Annotated in this window: 12 protein-coding genes; 8 read left to right on the top strand and 4 right to left on the bottom strand. The window is 70.0% G+C overall.

Annotation, left to right across the window (positions count from 1 at the left end):
- Positions 1-16: 16 nt before the first annotated feature.
- The 3 genes from L3i22_RS31560 to L3i22_RS31550 form a co-directional block, all read right to left on the bottom strand.
- Positions 17-1,804 (bottom strand): LamG-like jellyroll fold domain-containing protein, encoded by a 1,788-nt coding sequence (locus L3i22_RS31560; protein WP_221321140.1) that lies wholly within the window; start codon positions 1,802-1,804, stop codon positions 17-19.
- An 89-nt stretch (positions 1,805-1,893) separates the two neighbouring features.
- Complete coding sequence (locus tag L3i22_RS31555) at positions 1,894-3,081, bottom strand: PHB depolymerase family esterase (RefSeq protein ID WP_221321139.1); 1,188 nt, start codon at positions 3,079-3,081, stop codon at positions 1,894-1,896.
- A gap of 75 nt (positions 3,082-3,156) precedes the next feature.
- Positions 3,157-4,923 carry an NAD(P)/FAD-dependent oxidoreductase gene (locus L3i22_RS31550; protein ID WP_221321138.1) on the bottom strand — a complete coding sequence of 589 codons (1,767 nt, stop codon included), beginning with the start codon at positions 4,921-4,923 and terminating at the stop codon, positions 3,157-3,159.
- Between the two features lie 242 nt (positions 4,924-5,165).
- Between L3i22_RS31550 and L3i22_RS31545 the strand changes: the two genes are divergently transcribed.
- Positions 5,166-6,752: a peptide chain release factor 3 gene (locus tag L3i22_RS31545; RefSeq protein ID WP_221321137.1), complete on the top strand. Its 1,587-nt coding sequence runs from the start codon at positions 5,166-5,168 to the stop codon at positions 6,750-6,752.
- A gap of 113 nt (positions 6,753-6,865) precedes the next feature.
- Here the strand turns inward: L3i22_RS31545 and L3i22_RS31540 are convergent, their stop codons facing one another.
- Positions 6,866-7,666 carry an SDR family NAD(P)-dependent oxidoreductase gene (locus L3i22_RS31540; protein ID WP_221321136.1) on the bottom strand — a complete coding sequence of 267 codons (801 nt, stop codon included), beginning with the start codon at positions 7,664-7,666 and terminating at the stop codon, positions 6,866-6,868.
- A gap of 78 nt (positions 7,667-7,744) precedes the next feature.
- Here L3i22_RS31540 and L3i22_RS31535 point away from each other — a divergent pair, with 78 nt between their 5' ends.
- The 7 genes from L3i22_RS31535 (at position 7,745) to L3i22_RS31505 (ending at position 16,751) form a co-directional block, all read left to right on the top strand.
- Positions 7,745-8,329 carry a TetR/AcrR family transcriptional regulator gene (locus L3i22_RS31535; RefSeq protein WP_221321135.1) on the top strand — a complete coding sequence of 195 codons (585 nt, stop codon included), beginning with the start codon at positions 7,745-7,747 and terminating at the stop codon, positions 8,327-8,329.
- A gap of 197 nt (positions 8,330-8,526) precedes the next feature.
- Positions 8,527-9,480 (top strand): MetQ/NlpA family ABC transporter substrate-binding protein, encoded by a 954-nt coding sequence (locus tag L3i22_RS31530; protein ID WP_221321134.1) that lies wholly within the window; start codon positions 8,527-8,529, stop codon positions 9,478-9,480.
- Between the two features lie 4 nt (positions 9,481-9,484).
- The gene (locus L3i22_RS31525) at positions 9,485-10,504 is read left to right on the top strand and encodes a methionine ABC transporter ATP-binding protein (RefSeq protein WP_255657312.1); all 1,020 of its coding nucleotides are present in this window, start codon (positions 9,485-9,487) and stop codon (positions 10,502-10,504) included.
- A gap of 1 nt (position 10,505) precedes the next feature.
- Positions 10,506-11,165: a methionine ABC transporter permease gene (locus tag L3i22_RS31520; protein WP_221321133.1), complete on the top strand. Its 660-nt coding sequence runs from the start codon at positions 10,506-10,508 to the stop codon at positions 11,163-11,165.
- A gap of 309 nt (positions 11,166-11,474) precedes the next feature.
- Positions 11,475-11,876 (top strand): hypothetical protein, encoded by a 402-nt coding sequence (locus tag L3i22_RS31515; protein WP_221321132.1) that lies wholly within the window; start codon positions 11,475-11,477, stop codon positions 11,874-11,876.
- Positions 11,877-12,162: 286 nt separating this feature from the next.
- Positions 12,163-13,173, top strand: a complete 1,011-nt coding sequence (locus tag L3i22_RS31510) for a LacI family DNA-binding transcriptional regulator (RefSeq protein ID WP_221321131.1) — start codon at positions 12,163-12,165, stop codon at positions 13,171-13,173.
- A 320-nt stretch (positions 13,174-13,493) separates the two neighbouring features.
- Positions 13,494-16,751 (top strand): GH92 family glycosyl hydrolase, encoded by a 3,258-nt coding sequence (locus L3i22_RS31505; protein ID WP_255657311.1) that lies wholly within the window; start codon positions 13,494-13,496, stop codon positions 16,749-16,751.
- Positions 16,752-16,891 lie beyond the last annotated feature (140 nt).

Here is a 16,891-nt window from a genome sequence, read left to right as displayed (position 1 = left end):
CCGCCCCGGGGCCGGCCTAGCGGAAGCGGCCGGCCGGGAGGAACTGCTCGGGGCGCAGGGCGCGCGTGGTGATCCGGGTGTCGCCGATCCAGCCGTAGAAGCTCTGGTCGTAGTTCAGGTCGAAGGACGTGCCGCCGAGCGTGAACGGGCGGCCCAGGGTGGCGACGCCGTGCGCCGGCTGGGTCGGGTTGCGGGCGATCTTCGAGCCGTTGACCCAGACGATGCTGCGCTTGCCGTCGTTGACGACCGCGACGTGGTGCCAGACGCCGACCGGCATGGCGTGGCCCCACGACGTCGGGTTGTGGTCGCCGTCCTCGGTGTACAGCACGTACTGGAGGAATCTTTCCGGCGACAGGTTCAGGCTGCAGGTCGGTTCGAGCGGGGACCAGCCGCTGTGCTTGCCGGCGTCGCCGCTGCGCCCCTCCCAGCTGAAGATGCCCATCCAGTTGTGGTTGCCCTCGAACGGCTCGGGCAGCTTGAGGAAAGTTTCAAACGTGTAGCCGTCGAGGAACTTCAGGCTGTTCAGCGGGGCGTTCGGGGCGGTCTGCAGCAGGGCGCCGCGACCGGATCCGCCGTCGAAGCGGATGCTGGAGTGGGTGGGCGCGCCGAGGTGGTGCTCGGGGGAGACGGTCAGATGATCGGTTGCGGTCAAACGCCGTACCGTAAGGTCGTTGCCCTTGCCGGTCAGGTCGTTGACCTTCTCGACGTCGCCCTCGAAGCGCCAGTAGGCGGCGGTGTGCCGGTCGATGACCTGGGCGGCCGGGCGCGGGGCGGGCAGCGCCGGCGGCGCGAAGCCGGCGAACCGCTCGTCGAAGTCCACCGACAGGCTGAACCGGTCGACGTCGCTGGTCAGCTCGATGGTCTCGGCCTCGAGCGGCGTGCGGTCCTCGGCGTCGCGCTTGAGGAACCAGGGCGCGAACGTCTCCACGTCGATCCGGTTGCGCACCAGGTCGAAGTGGTAGAGCCGGATCATGCCGGCGCCGCCGTAGTACCGGTCCTGGTAGTTGGTGATGTGCACGTGCACGTCGTGCCCGGCGGCGTTCTTGAGCACGGTCCGTCCCGGCGGCCAGTAGTGGCCGTTCAAGGTCAGGAAGATCTGGTCGTGTTCGTTGATCAACTGGTCCCAGAGCCGCTGACCGTTCCCGGACAGGTAGGCCTGCCCGGCGTCGTCGGCCCAGGCCAGGTCGTGGGTGGTGACGATCGCCGGCAGCTTCGGGTTCGCCGTGAGAATGTTTCGTGCCCAGGTGAGGCCCGCGTCGGAGATGCGCCAGTCGAGCGCCAGGATCAGCCACTGCCGGCCGGCGGCGGTGATCCGGTGGGCGCTGTTGTAGCCGTCCGCGGACGAGCCGAGGAACGTGGCGGCGTGCCGGAACCGATCAGGACCGAAGACCTTCCGGTACGGCGTGTCGCCGCGTTGGTCGTCGGTGCCGCCGTTGACGTCGTGATTGCCGGCGAGCACGCTGTACGGCAGCCGCCCGTCGATCGCCTGGAACGTCGTCCCGGCCAGGTTGATCTCCTGCTCGGTGCCGTGCTCGGTGACGTCGCCCAGGTGGGTGAGGAAGGCGACGTTGTCCTCGGCGCGCTGCTCCAGCAGGTATTTGAAGGTCGCCCGCAGCGGTGCCGGGTCGGCGCTGTCCGCGTCGAACAGGTACTGCGTGTCGGGCAGGACCGCGAGGGCGAACCGCGGGTCGTGGGTGTCGAACTTCGCTGACGAGGCCGCGGCCGGGGCGACGTCGAACGCGCCGACGGCCAGGGGGACGGCGGGCACGGCGATGGCCGCGCGGAGAAGATTCCTTCGTTCCACGAGAGATCAATATCGTCGGCGTACGGCAACGGCGGGCGGCCATCAATCGATGAGCAGAAGAACATCGATGTGCGGCCGCCCGCCGTGGCTCAGCACTGCCCGTCGGCGAGCACGTAGAAGTTTGTTCCGGTCAGGCGCAGGGTGTGGGTGGTAAATGTGTTCCACAGCCCCATCGCCTGGTTCGATCCGTTGGCGTAGGCGTAACCACCGGACTGGTAGGCGCGCCCGGCCGTGGTGTGCGCGTAGTTGCTGGCGGTGAAACAGGGCTGCGCGGTCGGCGGGGTCGTCGTCGGGCTGGTCGACGGCGTCGGGCTGGTCGGCGGGGTGGTGCCGCCGGTCAGGCCCCAGGACTGGGCGATGTAGTAGGACGAGCAGATCGAGGCGAGATAGTACGTCCCGGTCGTGCCGCACTGGTTCTCCGCGCTGCCGGGCGCGACCGGCGTGCCGTGCGCGATGCCCTGCACCCGGTAGAGCGTGACCGCGCTGCCGTAGTGCTCGACGGTCGTCGATCCGGGCAGGGTTTCCGTCGACGTCGCCGTCTGCGACACCCCGGCGACGTTGGTCCACTGGTCGCGCAGCTCGGTGGCGTTCGCCGGGACGACCGTGGTGTCCGAGGTGCCGTACCAGATGCCGACCTTCGGCCACGGCCCGGTGTAGCCCGGATTCGCGGCGCGGACCAGGTCACCCCACTGCTTCGGGGTCTTGCTCTGGGCCTGGTACTGGCAGACCGTGCCGCAGTTGTACGGCAGCCCGGCGACGACCGCGCCACCGGCGAACACGTCCGGGTAGGCGGCCACCATCACGGCGGTCATCGCGCCGCCGGCGGACAGGCCGGTGACGTAGACCCGGGACGGGTCCGACCCGTACGCCGCAATGGCTTTGTCGACCATCTGTTTGATCGACAATGCCTCGCCCTGGCCGCGGCCGATGTCCCCGGCGGTGAACCAGTTGAAGCAGCTCAGCGAGTTGTTGCCGGTGGTCTGCTCGGGGAAGACGACCGCGGCCCGGTACAGGTCGGCGTACTTGGGCCAGCCGGAGTGCGAGTAGTAGTCGGTGGCGCTCTGCGTGCAGCCGTGCAGCGCCACGACCAGCGGACGGCCGGTGGGCAGGCCGTCCGGGACGTAGGCGTACATCTTCAGCGCGCCGGGATTGCTGCCGAACGAGCCGACCGCGGTGAGCGTGGCGGCGGCGTTCGCGGGGGAGAACGGGGCGACCGCGAGCGCGGCCACGGCCAGCGCTGCAGCTAGCAGCGCCGGCCAGAGCTTCCGGGGATTCATGTCGCGAACGTTACGGACCTGTGAACGGCAAGCCCATGTGCCCGGACGCCACATCGACTCCGATGAAAGTGTCGGTCAGCCTTCGTGCAGCACCTCGTCCAGGCCGCCGGAGGAGCGCCAGTGGCGCAGCAGGTCGTGGAAGACGACCGGGCCGGGACCGAAGGAATTGTTCACCGGGCGCGGCTTGCCCTCACCGTTGTAGTAGCCCGGCGTACATCCGGCCTGGAAATTGAAGTTGTCCGGGGCCGTCTCCCGGATCGTGGCGACCCAGCGCTCCTCGGCCGCGGCGCTCGGCTCGATCCAGCGGGCGTCACGCTCGGCGGCCGCGCCGACCACCGCCGCGATGTGGGTGGCCTGCTCCTGCAGCACGTGCACGAAGTTCACCGACGCGGCGTTCTGCAGCGACCCCAGGTGGAACAGGTTCGGGAAGCCGTGGCTGTAGAAGCCGTGCAGCGAGCGCGGGCCGTTGCGCCAGTGCCCGAGCAGCGGGAGCCCGCCGCGGCCGTACACCGGCAGGGTGCCGGACAGCACGCCGGAGATGCCGACCTCGAAGCCGGTCGCGAAGATGACGCAGTCCACCTCGTACTCGTTGTCGCCGACGATCACCGAGGTCGCGGTCATCGCCGAGATGCCGCCGAAGTCCGCGGTGTCGACCAGGGTGACGTTGTCCCGGTTGAACGTCGGCAGGTACAGGTCGCTGAACGTGGGCCGCTTGCACATGTACCGGTACCAGGGCTTGAGCGCCTCGGCGGTGGCCGGGTCGGTGACGATCTCGTCGACCCGGGCCCGGATCTCGTCCATCTTGCGGAAGTCGGCGAGCTCGTCGAGGTACTCGCGCTCCTCGGCCGGGATCGTGGTGTCGAGCGTGCCGGTCAGCATCTGCCGCTGCAGCCGGGCGGTGCCGGTCCACCCGTCGGCGATCAGGTCCTCGGTGACGTCACCGCCGGTGACCAGGGTGAGGAAGTTCTCCATCCGCTCGCGCTGCCAGCCCGGCGCCAGCGACGCGGCCCACGCCGGGTCGGTCGGCCGGTTGCCGCGCACGTCCACCGACGACGGGGTGCGCTGGAAGACGTAGAGGTGCTCGACCTCCGGCGCGATCTGCGGGATCACCTGGACGCCGGTCGCGCCGGTGCCGACCACCGCGACCTGCTTGCCGGCCAGGTCGTAACCGTGGTCCCACCGGCTGGTGTGGAAGGTGTGCCCGGTGAAGCCCTCGATCCCCGGGATGCCGGGCAGCTTCGGCTGGGTGAGCGTGCCGGAGCCGACGACCACGTACCGGGCGCGGAACTGGTCGCCGCGGTCGGTCGTGACGTTCCACTCGGCGGCGTCCTCGTCCCAGCGCAGCTCGACCACGCGGGTGTGGAACATGGTGTCCGCGTACAGGTCGAACTGCTTGGCGATCGCGACGCAGTGCTGCCGGATCTCCTCGCCGGGGGCGTAGCGCCACTTCGGGACGTAGCCGACCTCCTCCAGCAGCGGCATGTAGACGGTCGCCTCGATGTCGCAGTGCACGCCGGGGTACCGGTTCCAGTACCAGGTGCCGCCGAAGTCACCGGCCTCGTCGATCATCCGGATGCTCGCCACACCGGCCTGCCGCAGGCGCGCGCCGGTCAGCAGCCCGCCGAAGCCGCCGCCGATCACCACGGCCTCGACCCGGTCCTGGACCGGCTCCCGCTCGGTCCACTCGGTGTAGGGGTCCTTGGCGTAGTAGCCGAACTCGCCGGCGGCACGCCGGTACTGAGCGGAGCCCTCCGGGCGGATGCGACGGTCACGCTCCGCTCGGTACCGAGCGCGCAGGGCCTCGAGTTCGTCGGGCCGGTAGCGGTGCGGGGTGGGCGACATGGTGGGGCCTTTCACAGGGGTTGTCCGGTACGGCAGAGCCAACCCAAGGCCAACTTTTAAAGCAACTGATTGAACTAAACTGTGGCCCAGGCCACTGTGGAGAGTTGCTCTCGGTGACCGCTCGACCGCGCACCCACGCCGCGGCCCGCCTGGTGAGGGCGATCACCACCCCTTACTGCTCGTGATCGCCGGCGACGGGATACGGTTTCAGGTCGAGGATGTGCCAGTTGGGGGAGCGGATCGTGAGTCAGAACGTGCCGGCGTCGGCAGAGGGTGTGGCCGTCGAGGCGAACCGGCGACGGACGTTCGCGGTGATCTCGCACCCGGACGCCGGAAAGTCGACGATGACCGAGGCGCTCGCCCTGCACGCCCGGGTGATCGGCCAGGCCGGCGCGGTGCACGGCAAGGGCGACCGCAAGGGCGTGGTCTCCGACTGGATGGCGATGGAGCAGGAGCGTGGCATCTCGGTCACCTCGGCCGCGCTGCAGTTCTCGTACCAGGACGCCGTGATCAACCTGCTGGACACGCCCGGCCACGCCGACTTCTCCGAGGACACCTACCGGGTGCTGACCGCGGTCGACAGCGCGGTGATGCTGCTCGACGCGGCCAAGGGCCTGGAGCCGCAGACGCTCAAGCTGTTCGAGGTGTGCCGGCAGCGCAACATCCCGGTGATGACGTTCATCAACAAGTGGGACCGGCCCGGGCTGGACGCGCTCGCGCTGATGGACGAGATCGAGCAGCGGATCGGGCTCAAGCCGACTCCGCTGACCTGGCCGGTCGGCATCGCCGGGCACTTCCGCGGCGTGGTCGACCGGCGCACCGGCCAGTTCATCCGGATGGAACGCGCGCCCGGCGGCGCGAGCCTCGCCATCGAGGAGGAGATGACCGCCGAGGCGGCGGCCGAGCGGTTCGGCGCGGACTGGACGACCGCGACCGAGGAGCTCGAACTGCTCGAGATGACCGGCGCGGACTTCGACGAGAAGGAGTTCCTCGCGGCGAAGAGCACCCCGGTGCTGTTCGGCGCGGCGGTCGCCAACCTCGGCGTGAGTCAGCTGCTGAACATCCTGCTCGAGCTGGCCCCGCCGCCCTCGGCCCGGCCGACCGTGTCCGAGATCGATCGCCCGGTCGACGGCGCCTTCTCCGGCTTCGTCTTCAAGATCCAGGCGAACATGAACCGGACCCACCGCGACCAGCTCGCCTTCGTCCGGATCAACTCGGGCAAGTTCGAGCGCGGCATGGTCGTGACGCACGCAGGCACCGGCAAGCCGTTCGCCACCAAATACGCCCAGCAGATCTTCGGCCAGGGTCGCGAGACCATCGACGAGGCCTACCCGGGCGACGTGATCGGCCTGGTCAACGCGACCTCACTGGGCATCGGCGACACGCTCTACGTGGGCCCGCCGGTGCAGTACCCGGCGCTCCCGTCGTTCCCGCCGGAACATTTCGTCGCGGTCACCGCCTCGGACACCTCCACCTACAAGCGTTTCCGCCGCGGCATCGAGCAGCTCGACGGCGAGGGCGTGGTCCAGGTGCTGCGCTCCGAGCAGCGCGGCGACGGCGTGCCGGTGTTCGCCGCGGTCGGGCCGATGCAGTTCGAGGTCGCCACCCACCGGCTCGAGGCCGAGTTCGGGGTCAAGGTCCAACTCAACCATCTTCCGTACGAGGTGGCCGCGCGCACCGACGAGGCCGGTCGCGAGATCCTGCGCACCGAGTCGAACGTCGAGGTGATGACCCGCGTCCGGGACGGCGCCCTGCTCGCGGTCTTCCCGCACCGCTGGCGGATGCGCTCGATCGCCGGCCGCCACCCGAACCTGCGCCTCGACGACTGACCTGGGCCCGCGCCTGAAGTGGGGCCCCGCCTGACGTGGGGCCTGACTGACGTGGGGACCGCCGCCCCCGGGCGGTCGTTGCCTCGACCCGGGTGCCCGGGGGCGGCGGGGGCTCAGAAGGCGCCGCGGACCGAGCCGCCGTCGACCCGGATGGTGGCGCCGCTGATGTACTCCGCGTGCGGGCCGCACAGGTAGGCGACCGCACCGGCGATCTCCTCCGGGCGCCCGTAGCGGACCCGGTCGTTGGGGACGATCTCGCGGACCGACCGGTCCTCGATCTCCGCCCAGTCCTCACCCCAGCCACGCTCCGGCGCCAGCTTGGTCAGGAACTCGCGCACGGCCGGGACCAGGATCGCGCCGGGCGAGACGACGTTCGACGTGACGCGGGTGCCGGCCAGATCGCGGGCCAGGGAGACGGCCAGGTTGTGCCGGGCGGCCAGCGATGCGTTGTAGTGCGGGTGGCCGGCGAACGGCTGCAGGCTCAGGCCGCCACCGATCGTGACGACGCGGCCGTAGTCGCGGTCCCGCATCGCCGGGACGAGACGGTGGATCATCCGTACGCCGGAAACGACGTTGATGTTGTAGGTGTTGAGCCAGATGTCGGGCGTCGCCGCGGCCCAGTCGAGGTGCTCGTAGGCGCCCGCGTTGTTGACCAGGATGTCGACGGCGCCACCGGCCAGCGCGCCCTCGGCCACCGCGTCGGCGCCGGCGTCCGTGGCCAGATCGCCGATCGTGACGGACGCCTTTCCGCCGGCGGCGGTGATCGACGCGGCGACCGCGGCGGCCCGCCCGGCGTCGCGGCCGTGGATGACGACCTCCGCGCCCTCGGCGGCGAGCAGGCGGGCGGTCGTCTCGCCGAGCCCGGAGGTCGATCCGGTGATCAGGGCGCGACGGCCGGTCAGCTGCAGATCCATGGGTTGCTCCTCAGTGTGGAACCGATGTCTACACCTGTAGATTACGGCGGCCAAGTCTGCGTCTGTAGACTTTTCGGTATGAGCCCCGCCACTCGCCCGCGCAACGCGGCCGTCACCCGCCAGGCGATCCTGACCTCGGCGATCACCGCGTTCACCCGGCACGGCTACGACGGGGTCGGGGTCCGCGACATCGCGGCCGCGGCGGGCGTGACGGCGATGCTGGTGAACCGCTACTTCGGCTCCAAGGAGGGGCTGTTCGCCGAGGTGGTCGACGTGTCCTTCGCGCCGCCGACGGTGGTGCCGGGCGACGCTCCCGGCGCCGCGCCGGAGGACCTCGCGGCCGGGACCGCGCGCGCCCTGGTGGCCCGCACCGAGGCCGGCGCCGAGCATCTCGGCCCGTTCGAGCTCATGATCAAGTCAGCGGCGAACCCGCGGGCCGCGGAGATCATCCGGGCCGGGATCGAGAAGCACGTTGGCGCCCGCTTCGCCGCCGCCCTGTCCGGGTCCGGTGCCGCGGAGCGTGCCGAGCTGGGGCTTGCGCTGGTCGCCGGGACCTGGTTGATGCGCCGGCTGATCGGCACGCCGGCCCTGCGCGACGCGGACGCCGGCGAGCTGACCGCCCGCCTCACCCGGATGCTGGCGGTCGTCGTCACCCCGGAGTGATCGACCTGTCGCGACCCGGGCCTGGGCGTCTCGCTGATCGTGGCGGCTCCGTCCGTACCGAATGATCGGTTTTGATCTGATCTTGGGTCTTCTGCCGGCGGGGTGGCCGACTAGACGCAGGACACATTTCTCCTATCGGGGAAGTGGGTTATGGTGACTCCGCCAAGTTGATCGACCTTCATGTTTCGGAGTCATTGATGTCTGACCAGTCCGACCAGCCGGTTCTGCCCACCCGTAGGCGCAGCCGGTGGCCCTGGATCGCCGCCGCCGCGGTCATCGTGGTGGTGGCCGGCGTGATCGTCGGCGTCGTCGCCAACCGCGACGACGAGGACGCCACCACCGCCGGCGGCACGAAGGCCGAGACCGTGCGGATCGGCGTCGCCGACGCCGAGTCGCCCTACTGGAAGACCTACCTCGACCTGGCGAAGCAGAGGCTGAACGTCACCGTCGAGCTGATCAACTTCAGTGACTACAGCCAGCCGAACCCGGCGCTGAAGCAGAAGCAACTGGACCTCAACCAGTTCCAGCACATCCAGTACCTGGCGAACTACAACGTCACCGCGCAGGACGACCTGCAGCCGATCGGCGCCACCGCGGTCTACCCGCTGCCGCTCTACTCGCTGAAGTTCAAGGCGCCGGCCGACATCCCGGCCAACGCCAAGATCGCCATCCCGAACGACGCCATCAACCAGGCGCGCGGGCTGCTCGTGCTGCAGGCGGCCGGGCTGCTCACGCTGAAGAACGGCGGCAGCGCGTTCTCCAGTCTCACCGACGTCGACACCAAGAAGGTCGAGCCGGTCGCCCTGGACGCGTCGCAGACCGCGGGCGCCCTGCAGAGCGGCTCGGTCGCCGGGGCGATCGTCAACAACAACTACGCGACCAGCGCGAAGCTGCCGCGCGACGCGGCGATCTTCCAGGACGACCCGGCCAGTGACAGCGCCGCGCCCTACGTGAACATTTTTACCGCCCGGGCCGCCGACAAGGACAACCCGACCTTCCTGAAGCTGGCCGAGCTCTACCACGACCCGGCGGTGGAGAAGGGTGTGCAGGAGGCCAACGGCAACGTCGCGGTGCTGCGCACGGTGCCCGCCGCCGACCTGCAGGCGCTGCTCAAGAAGGTCCAGGACCAGGCCGTCGCGGCGGGCAAGTAACCCCGTGCCGCACGTACGCCTGGAGAATGTCGCCAAGTCGTTCACCCGGGACCGCGACCGGTCCCGGGTGGTCGCGCTGGACGACGTCAGCCTGGAAGTCGCCAAGGGCGAGGTGTTCGGCGTCATCGGCCACTCCGGCGCCGGCAAGAGCACGCTGATCCGGCTGATCAACGGGCTGGAGACGCCGACCAGCGGGCGGGTCTGGGTGGACGACCGGGACATCGCCGCGCTGTCCGAGAAGGATCGGCGCGGCGTCCGCCGGGACATCGGCATGATCTTCCAGCAGTTCAACCTGTTCCGGTCACGCACGGTGGCCGGCAACGTGGCCTACCCGCTCAAGGTGGCCGGGGTCGGCCGCGCCGAACGCGACCGGCGGGTGGCCCGGCTGCTCGACTTCGTCGGCCTGCTCGACCGCGCCCACGACCATCCCGAGCAGCTCTCCGGCGGGCAGAAACAGCGCGTCGGCATCGCCCGGGCGCTGGCCACCGACCCGTCGCTGCTGCTCGCCGACGAGGCGACCAGCGCGCTCGACCCGAAGACCACGTCCGAGGTCCTGGCCCTGCTCCGGCGGGTCAACCGCGAACTTGGCGTGACGATCGTGCTGATCACGCACGAGCTCGACGTGATCCGGACGGTCGCCGACCGGGTCGCGGTGATGGAGGGCGGCCGGGTCGCCGAGACCGGAACGGTCTACGACGTGTTCGCCAACCCGTCCAGCGCGGTGGCCGCGGACTTCACCCGCGACGCGCTGCGCGACCGTCCGTCGAAGGAAACTTTTGCCCGGCTGCGCCGGACCCACCCCGGGCGGCTGGTCACGGTCACCGTTCGCGACCGGTCCGGCCTGGCGAAAACCTTCTTCGCGTACGGCGTGATCGCCGAGCTGGTCTTCGGTGGCGTCAGCGAGGTGCAGGAACGTGCGGTCGGCAGCCTGACGTTCGCGCTGACCGGGCCGGACGACGGGATCGACCAGGCGCTCGCCGCGCTGCGGGCCGACGGCGTCGACGTGACCGAGGAGGAGGACTGACGTGGACGAGTTCCGTACCAACCTGCCGCTCTTCCGCGAGGCGATCGGCACGACGTTCTACATCGTCGGGATCTCGGTGGTCCTCGGCGGACTGCTCGGACTGGTGCTGGGGCTGGTGCTCTACGCCACCCGGCCGGGCAGCCTGCTCGCCAACCGGCCGGTGCACATCATCATGAATCTGCTGGTCAACGTGATCCGGCCGATTCCGTTCGTGATCTTCCTGGCCGCGTTCCAGCCGGTCATGCTGGCCACCGTCGGGACCACCATCGGCAAGGAGGCGGTCACGTTCGGGCTGACCGTCGCGGCGGCGTTCGCGGTCAGCCGGATCATCGAGCAGAACCTGCTGACGGTGGAGCCGGGTGTGCTCGAGGCCGCCCGGGCGGCGGGCGCGCGGCCGCTGAGCATCCTGCTCACGGTGGTGGTGCCGGAGGCGCTCGGGCCGGTGATCCTCGGGTACACGTTCATCTTCGTCGGGGTGGTGGACATGTCGGCGCAGGCCGGGCTGGTCGGTGGGGGCGGGCTCGGGGATTTCGCGATCACCTACGGGGCGCACCGGTACAACTGGACGCTGGTCTACATCAGCGTCGCGACGATCGTGGTGATCGTCCAGGCCGGTCAGTTCCTCGGCAACTTCCTCGCCCGCCGGGTCCTGCGCCGATAAAACTGTCCTTCCACGCTGGGTCCTGCGCCGAAGGAACTGTCCTTGCCCGTTGGGTCCTGCGCCGAAGGAACTGTCCTTGCTTGCTGGGTGCAGGGCCGAAGGAACTTTCCTTTGTCGCGGCGGCCTTGGTGAGGGTCCGGGTCTTGCCTGCCGGGTGTTGGGCCGAAGGAACTTTCCTTTGCCGCGGTGGTCTTGGTGAAGGTTCGGGCCAGGTCGTGGGCCGCGGTGAGTGTGCCCCGGCATTGTTTTTCGTGAATCCGTGCTCTTGCGGGTGAATGAAAATTCTGAATCCGGGGTACGCCTCGGCGCGTGATCGAGGAGAGCGCGAACGGGCCGGCCGAGAGCGCGAACGGGCCGGCCGGCCGTGCGGCCCGCTGGCTGCTGGGCAAGGTGTGGGCGGTGTGCGTGCTGGCGGCGGCGTTCGTGGCCGGTGATCGTTTCGGCTGGCCGGCCGAGGCCCGTACCGTCGCCGGGATTCTCGGGGCGATCGCGGTCGCCGCCGCGGTGGCCTGGCTGCCCCGGTGGTCCGCGGAGCGCCCGACCGGACGGGCCGGGCTCGACACCGCGCTGCGGGTCGTCGTCTGGTCGGCGCTGGGGCTGGGGGTGGCCGCGCTGCTGACGGTGATGCCGGCGCTCGGGGCGGCGGCCGGGGCGCTGCTGGTCACCGCCGTGTTCCGGACGATCCCGCCGCACCGCCGCCCGGCGAACTGACCACACGGCACCGTCCGAAGCGTTCTTTGATGCCTCCGTCAGCTCCCGCATGAATCTTTCCTGCAGGCTCCGTGACCCAGCCGCCGACGCCGCAGGATACTTTCCTGCGGCGTTCTGCCACTCGGTCGCCGGTTTTGCAGGAATTTTCGTGCGGCACGTCGTGGCTCCGCGGCCGGTCCTGATCCGGCGCCGGTGAAATGATCATGCGGTCTGGGTCGCGGTGACCGGTCGATGACGGTTCGGGATGCCATACTGGGGCCCTCGCCGACTGCGCACCCGGAGTGACATGCCCGCCGACGATCCGGCCGTCCGGCTGCCGACCCTGAGTCAGGTCGCGGCGCTGGCCGGTGTCAGCCTCAAAACCGCCTCCCGAGCGCTCAACAGCGAACCCAACGTGGCCGAGGAGACCGGTCGCCGGGTCCGGGCCGCCGCCGAGCAGCTCGGCTACCGCCTCAACGGTCTCGCCCGCGAGCTGCGCCGCGGCGGCACGTCCGCCCTGGTCGGCCTGATCAGCGGCGACCTGGCCAACCCGTTCTACTCGGCGGTCGCCAGCGGCGTCGAGCGCGAGCTGCGCCGCCACGGCCTGCTGCTGGTGACCGCGAACAACGACGAGGACGTCGCCCAGGAGCGGCACCTGGTGAACGTGTTCCTGGAGCGCCGGGTCCGGGCCCTGCTGGTCGTCCCCAGCGGCGGCGGCCAGGAGTACCTGGCCCGCGACGACATCGGCGTCCCGGTCGTCTTCCTCGATCGCCCGCCGGAGGGCCTGGCCGCGGACAGCGTGCTGATCGACAACGCCGGCGGCGCCCGCGCCGCGGCCGAGCACCTGCTCGCCGGCGGTCACCGCCGGATCGCGCTCGTCGCCGATCTGGCCCGGACCGCCTCGCAGCGCGCCCGCATAGAGGGTTTCGCCACCGCGATGCGCGCGGCCGGCAACGCCGACTGGGAGCGGTACCTGCGCACCGACGTGCACGACGCGACCACCGCGGAGCAGGCGATCGGCGCGCTGCTGACCCTGGACGAGCCGCCGACCGCGCTGTTCACCACCAACAACCGGCTGACCACCGGAGCCCTGCGGGTGCTGGCCGGCCGGTCGCGGCCACCGGCGCTGGTCGGCTTCGACGACTTCGAGCTGGCCGACGTGGTCGGCACCACCGTGGTGGCGCACGACATGACGGCACTGGGCCGGGAGGCGGCGGGCCTGGCGCACGCCCGGATCAGCGGATACACCGGCCCGCCGCGCACCGTGGTGATCCCGGCGTCGCTGATCCCCCGGGGCTCGGGCGAACGGGCGCCCTGACGGCCTCGCGGGGTCCCGCGCGGCTCGGGTGAGCGGGCGCCCTGACGGTCACGCGATCCCGGGCGGATCGGGTGATCCGGGCGCCCTGACGGCCGCCCGGATCAGCGCCGCCGCCGACCAGGCCGGACACCAGCGCGGCCGGCTGTCGCGCCGCGCCGAGGCCGTCGGGATCCACGGCCGCCGTGTTGCATCCATGCTGTGAAATCTTTCGATAAGGTTCTTGACTGTTTCTGCCGGGCGGGCGTTGACTGTCGTCCCGACAACGTTGTCATCGACGTTGCTGGATCAATGGTGTCCCCGTGCCCCCGCCAGGAGGACCTGTGCTCCTCGATTCCCATCGCTCCCATCGGCGTGCCAGGTCGACCGCGTTCGGCGCGGTCGCGGCCCTGGCCGCCGGCCTGATCCTCGCGGTCGTCCCGTCCATCCCGGCGGCCGCCGCCACCGCCGAGTTCAGCACCGGTTTCGAGACCGGCCAGCCCCAGCCCACCTGGACCGACAGTGTGGAGAGCAGCTCCGGCGTCGGCGGCTACTGCTGCGGCCTGACCGGCATGGAGACCGGCACCCGGACCGAATCGGCCCACTCCGGCACCACCGCGCTGATGTACTCCGGCGCGGACACCAGCGCCACCACCAGCTACTCGTACAACCGGATCCTGGACGTCGACGTCGCGGTCACCCCGGCCACCACCCTGTCGTACTGGCTGTACCCGCAGAGCGGCGGCAACCTGGACGTGGCCGTCGACCTGGCGTTCACCGACGGCACGTTCCTGCGCGACTCCGGCGCCGTCGACCAGCACGGCGTCCGCGTCCACCCGCGGGACCAGGGCAGCGGCAGCGTGCCGAGCTTCGGCACCTGGAACTACGTCACCTCGGTGATCGGCGCGAAGGTGGCCGGCAAGACCATCGACCGGATCCTGATCGGCTACGACAAGCCGGAGGGCACCGGGACGTTCCGCGGCTACCTCGACGACGTCAGCGTCACCGCGGCCGGCTCGCTCGCCGATCTCGTCGACACCCGGCGCGGCTCGAACTCGGACTCCGGCTACTCGCGCGGCAACACGTTCCCGGGCGCGACCGTGCCGAACGGCTTCAACTTCTGGACGCCGGTGACCAACGGCAACGACGACAGCTGGCTCTACCAGTGGTCGGACACCACCGTGCAGGGCTTCGCGATCAGTCACCAGCCGAGCCCGTGGCTCGGCGACTACGGCCAGCTGCAGGTGATGCCGATGACCGGCGCGGTCAAGGCCACCCCGGACGCCCGCAAGTCGACGTTCAGCCACGCCAACGAGGTGGCCCGGGCGCACTACTACAAGACCCGGCTCGACACGTACGGCATCACGGCGGAGATGGCGCCGACCGACCACGCCGGCGTCCTGCGCTTCACGTTCCCGGCCACCTCCGAGGCGGTGCTCCTGTTCGACACCACGGACAGCAACACCGGCTCGTTCAGCGTCGACACCGCGGCCCGGACCATCTCCGGCTATACCGACCACCGCGGCGCGCGGCTCTACTTCTCGGCCACGGTCGACAAGGCGATCACCGCGACCGGTCAGGTCAGCGGCGGCGGCGCGACCAGCTGGGTGCGCTTCGCCACCGCGGCGAACGAGCAGGTCACCATGCGGATCGGGACATCCTGGATCAGCGTGGCCCAGGCCGCCGCGAACCTCGGCCAGGAGGTCGGGACGAAAACCCTGGACACGGTACGGGACGAGGCCGCCACCCAGTGGAACGCGGTGCTCGGCAAGGTCAGCCTGGAGGGCGCCGACACCGACCGGCTGATCACGTTCTACTCGAACCTGTACCGCGTCTACATGTACCCGAACAACCGCTCCGAAATGGTCAACGGCGTCCGCCGCTATTACAGCCCCTACGACAATCAGCTGCACGACGGCCAGATGTACGTCAACAACGGTTTCTGGGACACCGCCCGCGCGGTGTGGCCGCTCTACACCCTGCTGTCGCCGGCGAGGACCGGGGAGATGCTCGACGGATTCGTCAATGTGTACAAGACGGCCGGATGGACGCCGATCTGGTCGGGACCGTGGAACAAGGCGGTGATGCCGGGGACGAATCAGGATCTGGCGCTGGCCGACGCGTACGTCAAGGGGGTCCGGAATTTTGATTTTTCGGCGGCCTACGCGTCGATGGTGAAGAATGCGATGGTCTACTCGCCGTCGGTCAACGGCCGCGCCGGGCAGGAAGTCAGCACGTTCAAGGGCTATGTGCCGTCGGATTCGCGGGACGGTTCGCTGTCGTGGACGATCGAGGACGCGACGAGCGATTTCGGGATCTACCAGATGGCGACCGCGCTCGGGAAGAACGAGGACGCGGCGTATTTCCGGAACCGGACCCTGGACTACGCGAACCTGTACTCGCCGACCGTCGGATTCTTCCGGGGTAAGCAGAGCAACGGCAGCTGGCGCACCTCGGACGCGAGTTTCAATCCCGCGACCTGGGGATGTGAGTACACCGAGGGCAACGCGTGGCACTACGCGCTGCCGGCCCCGCAGGATCCGCAGGGCATGGCGAATCTGTACGGCGGCCGCGCCCAGATGGCCGCGAAAATCGACGCGGTGCTGGCCGCGTCCCGCGATTACCAGACCGGCTGCTACGGCGGCGTGATTCACGAGATGCGCGAGGCCTACGACGGCAACATGGGCCAGTACGCGCATGCCAACGAGCCGATTCACCACATGCTCTACATGTACAACTACGCCGGGACGCCGTCGAAGACGCAGAACCAGGTCCGCAACGTCCTCACCAAGCTGTACGACTCGGGCGCCGGCACCGGGAACGGTTATCTCGGCGACGAGGACAACGGCGAGATGTCGGCCTGGTACATCTTCAGCGCGCTCGGCTTCTATCCGGCGCGCATGGGCACGACCGATTATGCGATCGGCGCGCCGCTGCACGCGAAGGCGACCATCGCCCTGGAGAACGGGCGGACGTTCACGGTCTCGGCGCCCGGGGTGAGCGACACCAATCGCTATATCCAGAACGCGACGCTGAACGGGGTCGCCTATACGAAGAATTATCTGACCCACGCCGATCTGCTGGCCGGGGGAACTCTCGCGTTCACGATGGGCCCGAATCCGTCGTCGTGGGGGACCGGAACGGCCGACATCCCGTCGTCGCTGACCAGCGGGACGTCGGCGCCGGCCCGGCAGACCGACCGCGCGACCGGCGGGACGGTCACGGTGAGTGGGGAGAACACCGGGGCGGAGGGCCGGGCGTCACTGACCGACGACACGTCACTGACCAAGTGGCTGGTCTTCGCGAACACGGCGACCATCACCGACCAGCCCGGTTCGGCGGTGGCGGTCAAGCAGTACACGCTGACCTCGGCGAATGACACCCCGGGGCGGGATCCGCGGGACTGGACGTTGCAGGGGTCCGACGACGGATCGAGCTGGACGACGGTGGACACGCGCAGCGGCGTGGACTTCGGGGACCGGCGGGAGACCAGGGCGTTCTCGGTTACCGGGAGTGCGTCCTACGCCCGGTACCGGCTCGTGGTCAGCGCGAACCACGGGGCGGCGGAGACGCAGCTGGCGGAGTTGCAGCTGCTCGGCTGAGTGCCCGGTCGGCGGGCCGTCCCATCAAGATCGCCCGCCGACACACCCTCCCCACCCACCACCGGGGGCTGACCGCCCCCGCCATTATCGCTGCTCAGGCCATGATCACGCGGACCCCCTGTGGACAACCCGGCACTGTG

The sequence above is a fragment of the Actinoplanes sp. L3-i22 genome (assembly GCF_019704555.1).
Classification (GTDB): domain Bacteria; phylum Actinomycetota; class Actinomycetes; order Mycobacteriales; family Micromonosporaceae; genus Actinoplanes.
The sequence above is the reverse complement of the archived record's forward strand: the minus strand, read 5'-3'. Positions and strand labels throughout refer to the sequence as shown.

Coding starts and splice junctions, on each gene's coding strand:
- L3i22_RS31555 (WP_221321139.1), bottom strand. CDS start 3,081: ATGAATCCCCGGAAGCTCTGGCCGGCGCTGCTAGCTGCAGCGCTGGCC.
- L3i22_RS31550 (WP_221321138.1), bottom strand. CDS start 4,923: ATGTCGCCCACCCCGCACCGCTACCGGCCCGACGAACTCGAGGCCCTG.
- L3i22_RS31540 (WP_221321136.1), bottom strand. CDS start 7,666: ATGGATCTGCAGCTGACCGGCCGTCGCGCCCTGATCACCGGATCGACC.
- L3i22_RS31535 (WP_221321135.1), top strand. CDS start 7,745: ATGAGCCCCGCCACTCGCCCGCGCAACGCGGCCGTCACCCGCCAGGCG.
- L3i22_RS31530 (WP_221321134.1), top strand. CDS start 8,527: ATGTCTGACCAGTCCGACCAGCCGGTTCTGCCCACCCGTAGGCGCAGC.
- L3i22_RS31510 (WP_221321131.1), top strand. CDS start 12,163: ATGCCCGCCGACGATCCGGCCGTCCGGCTGCCGACCCTGAGTCAGGTC.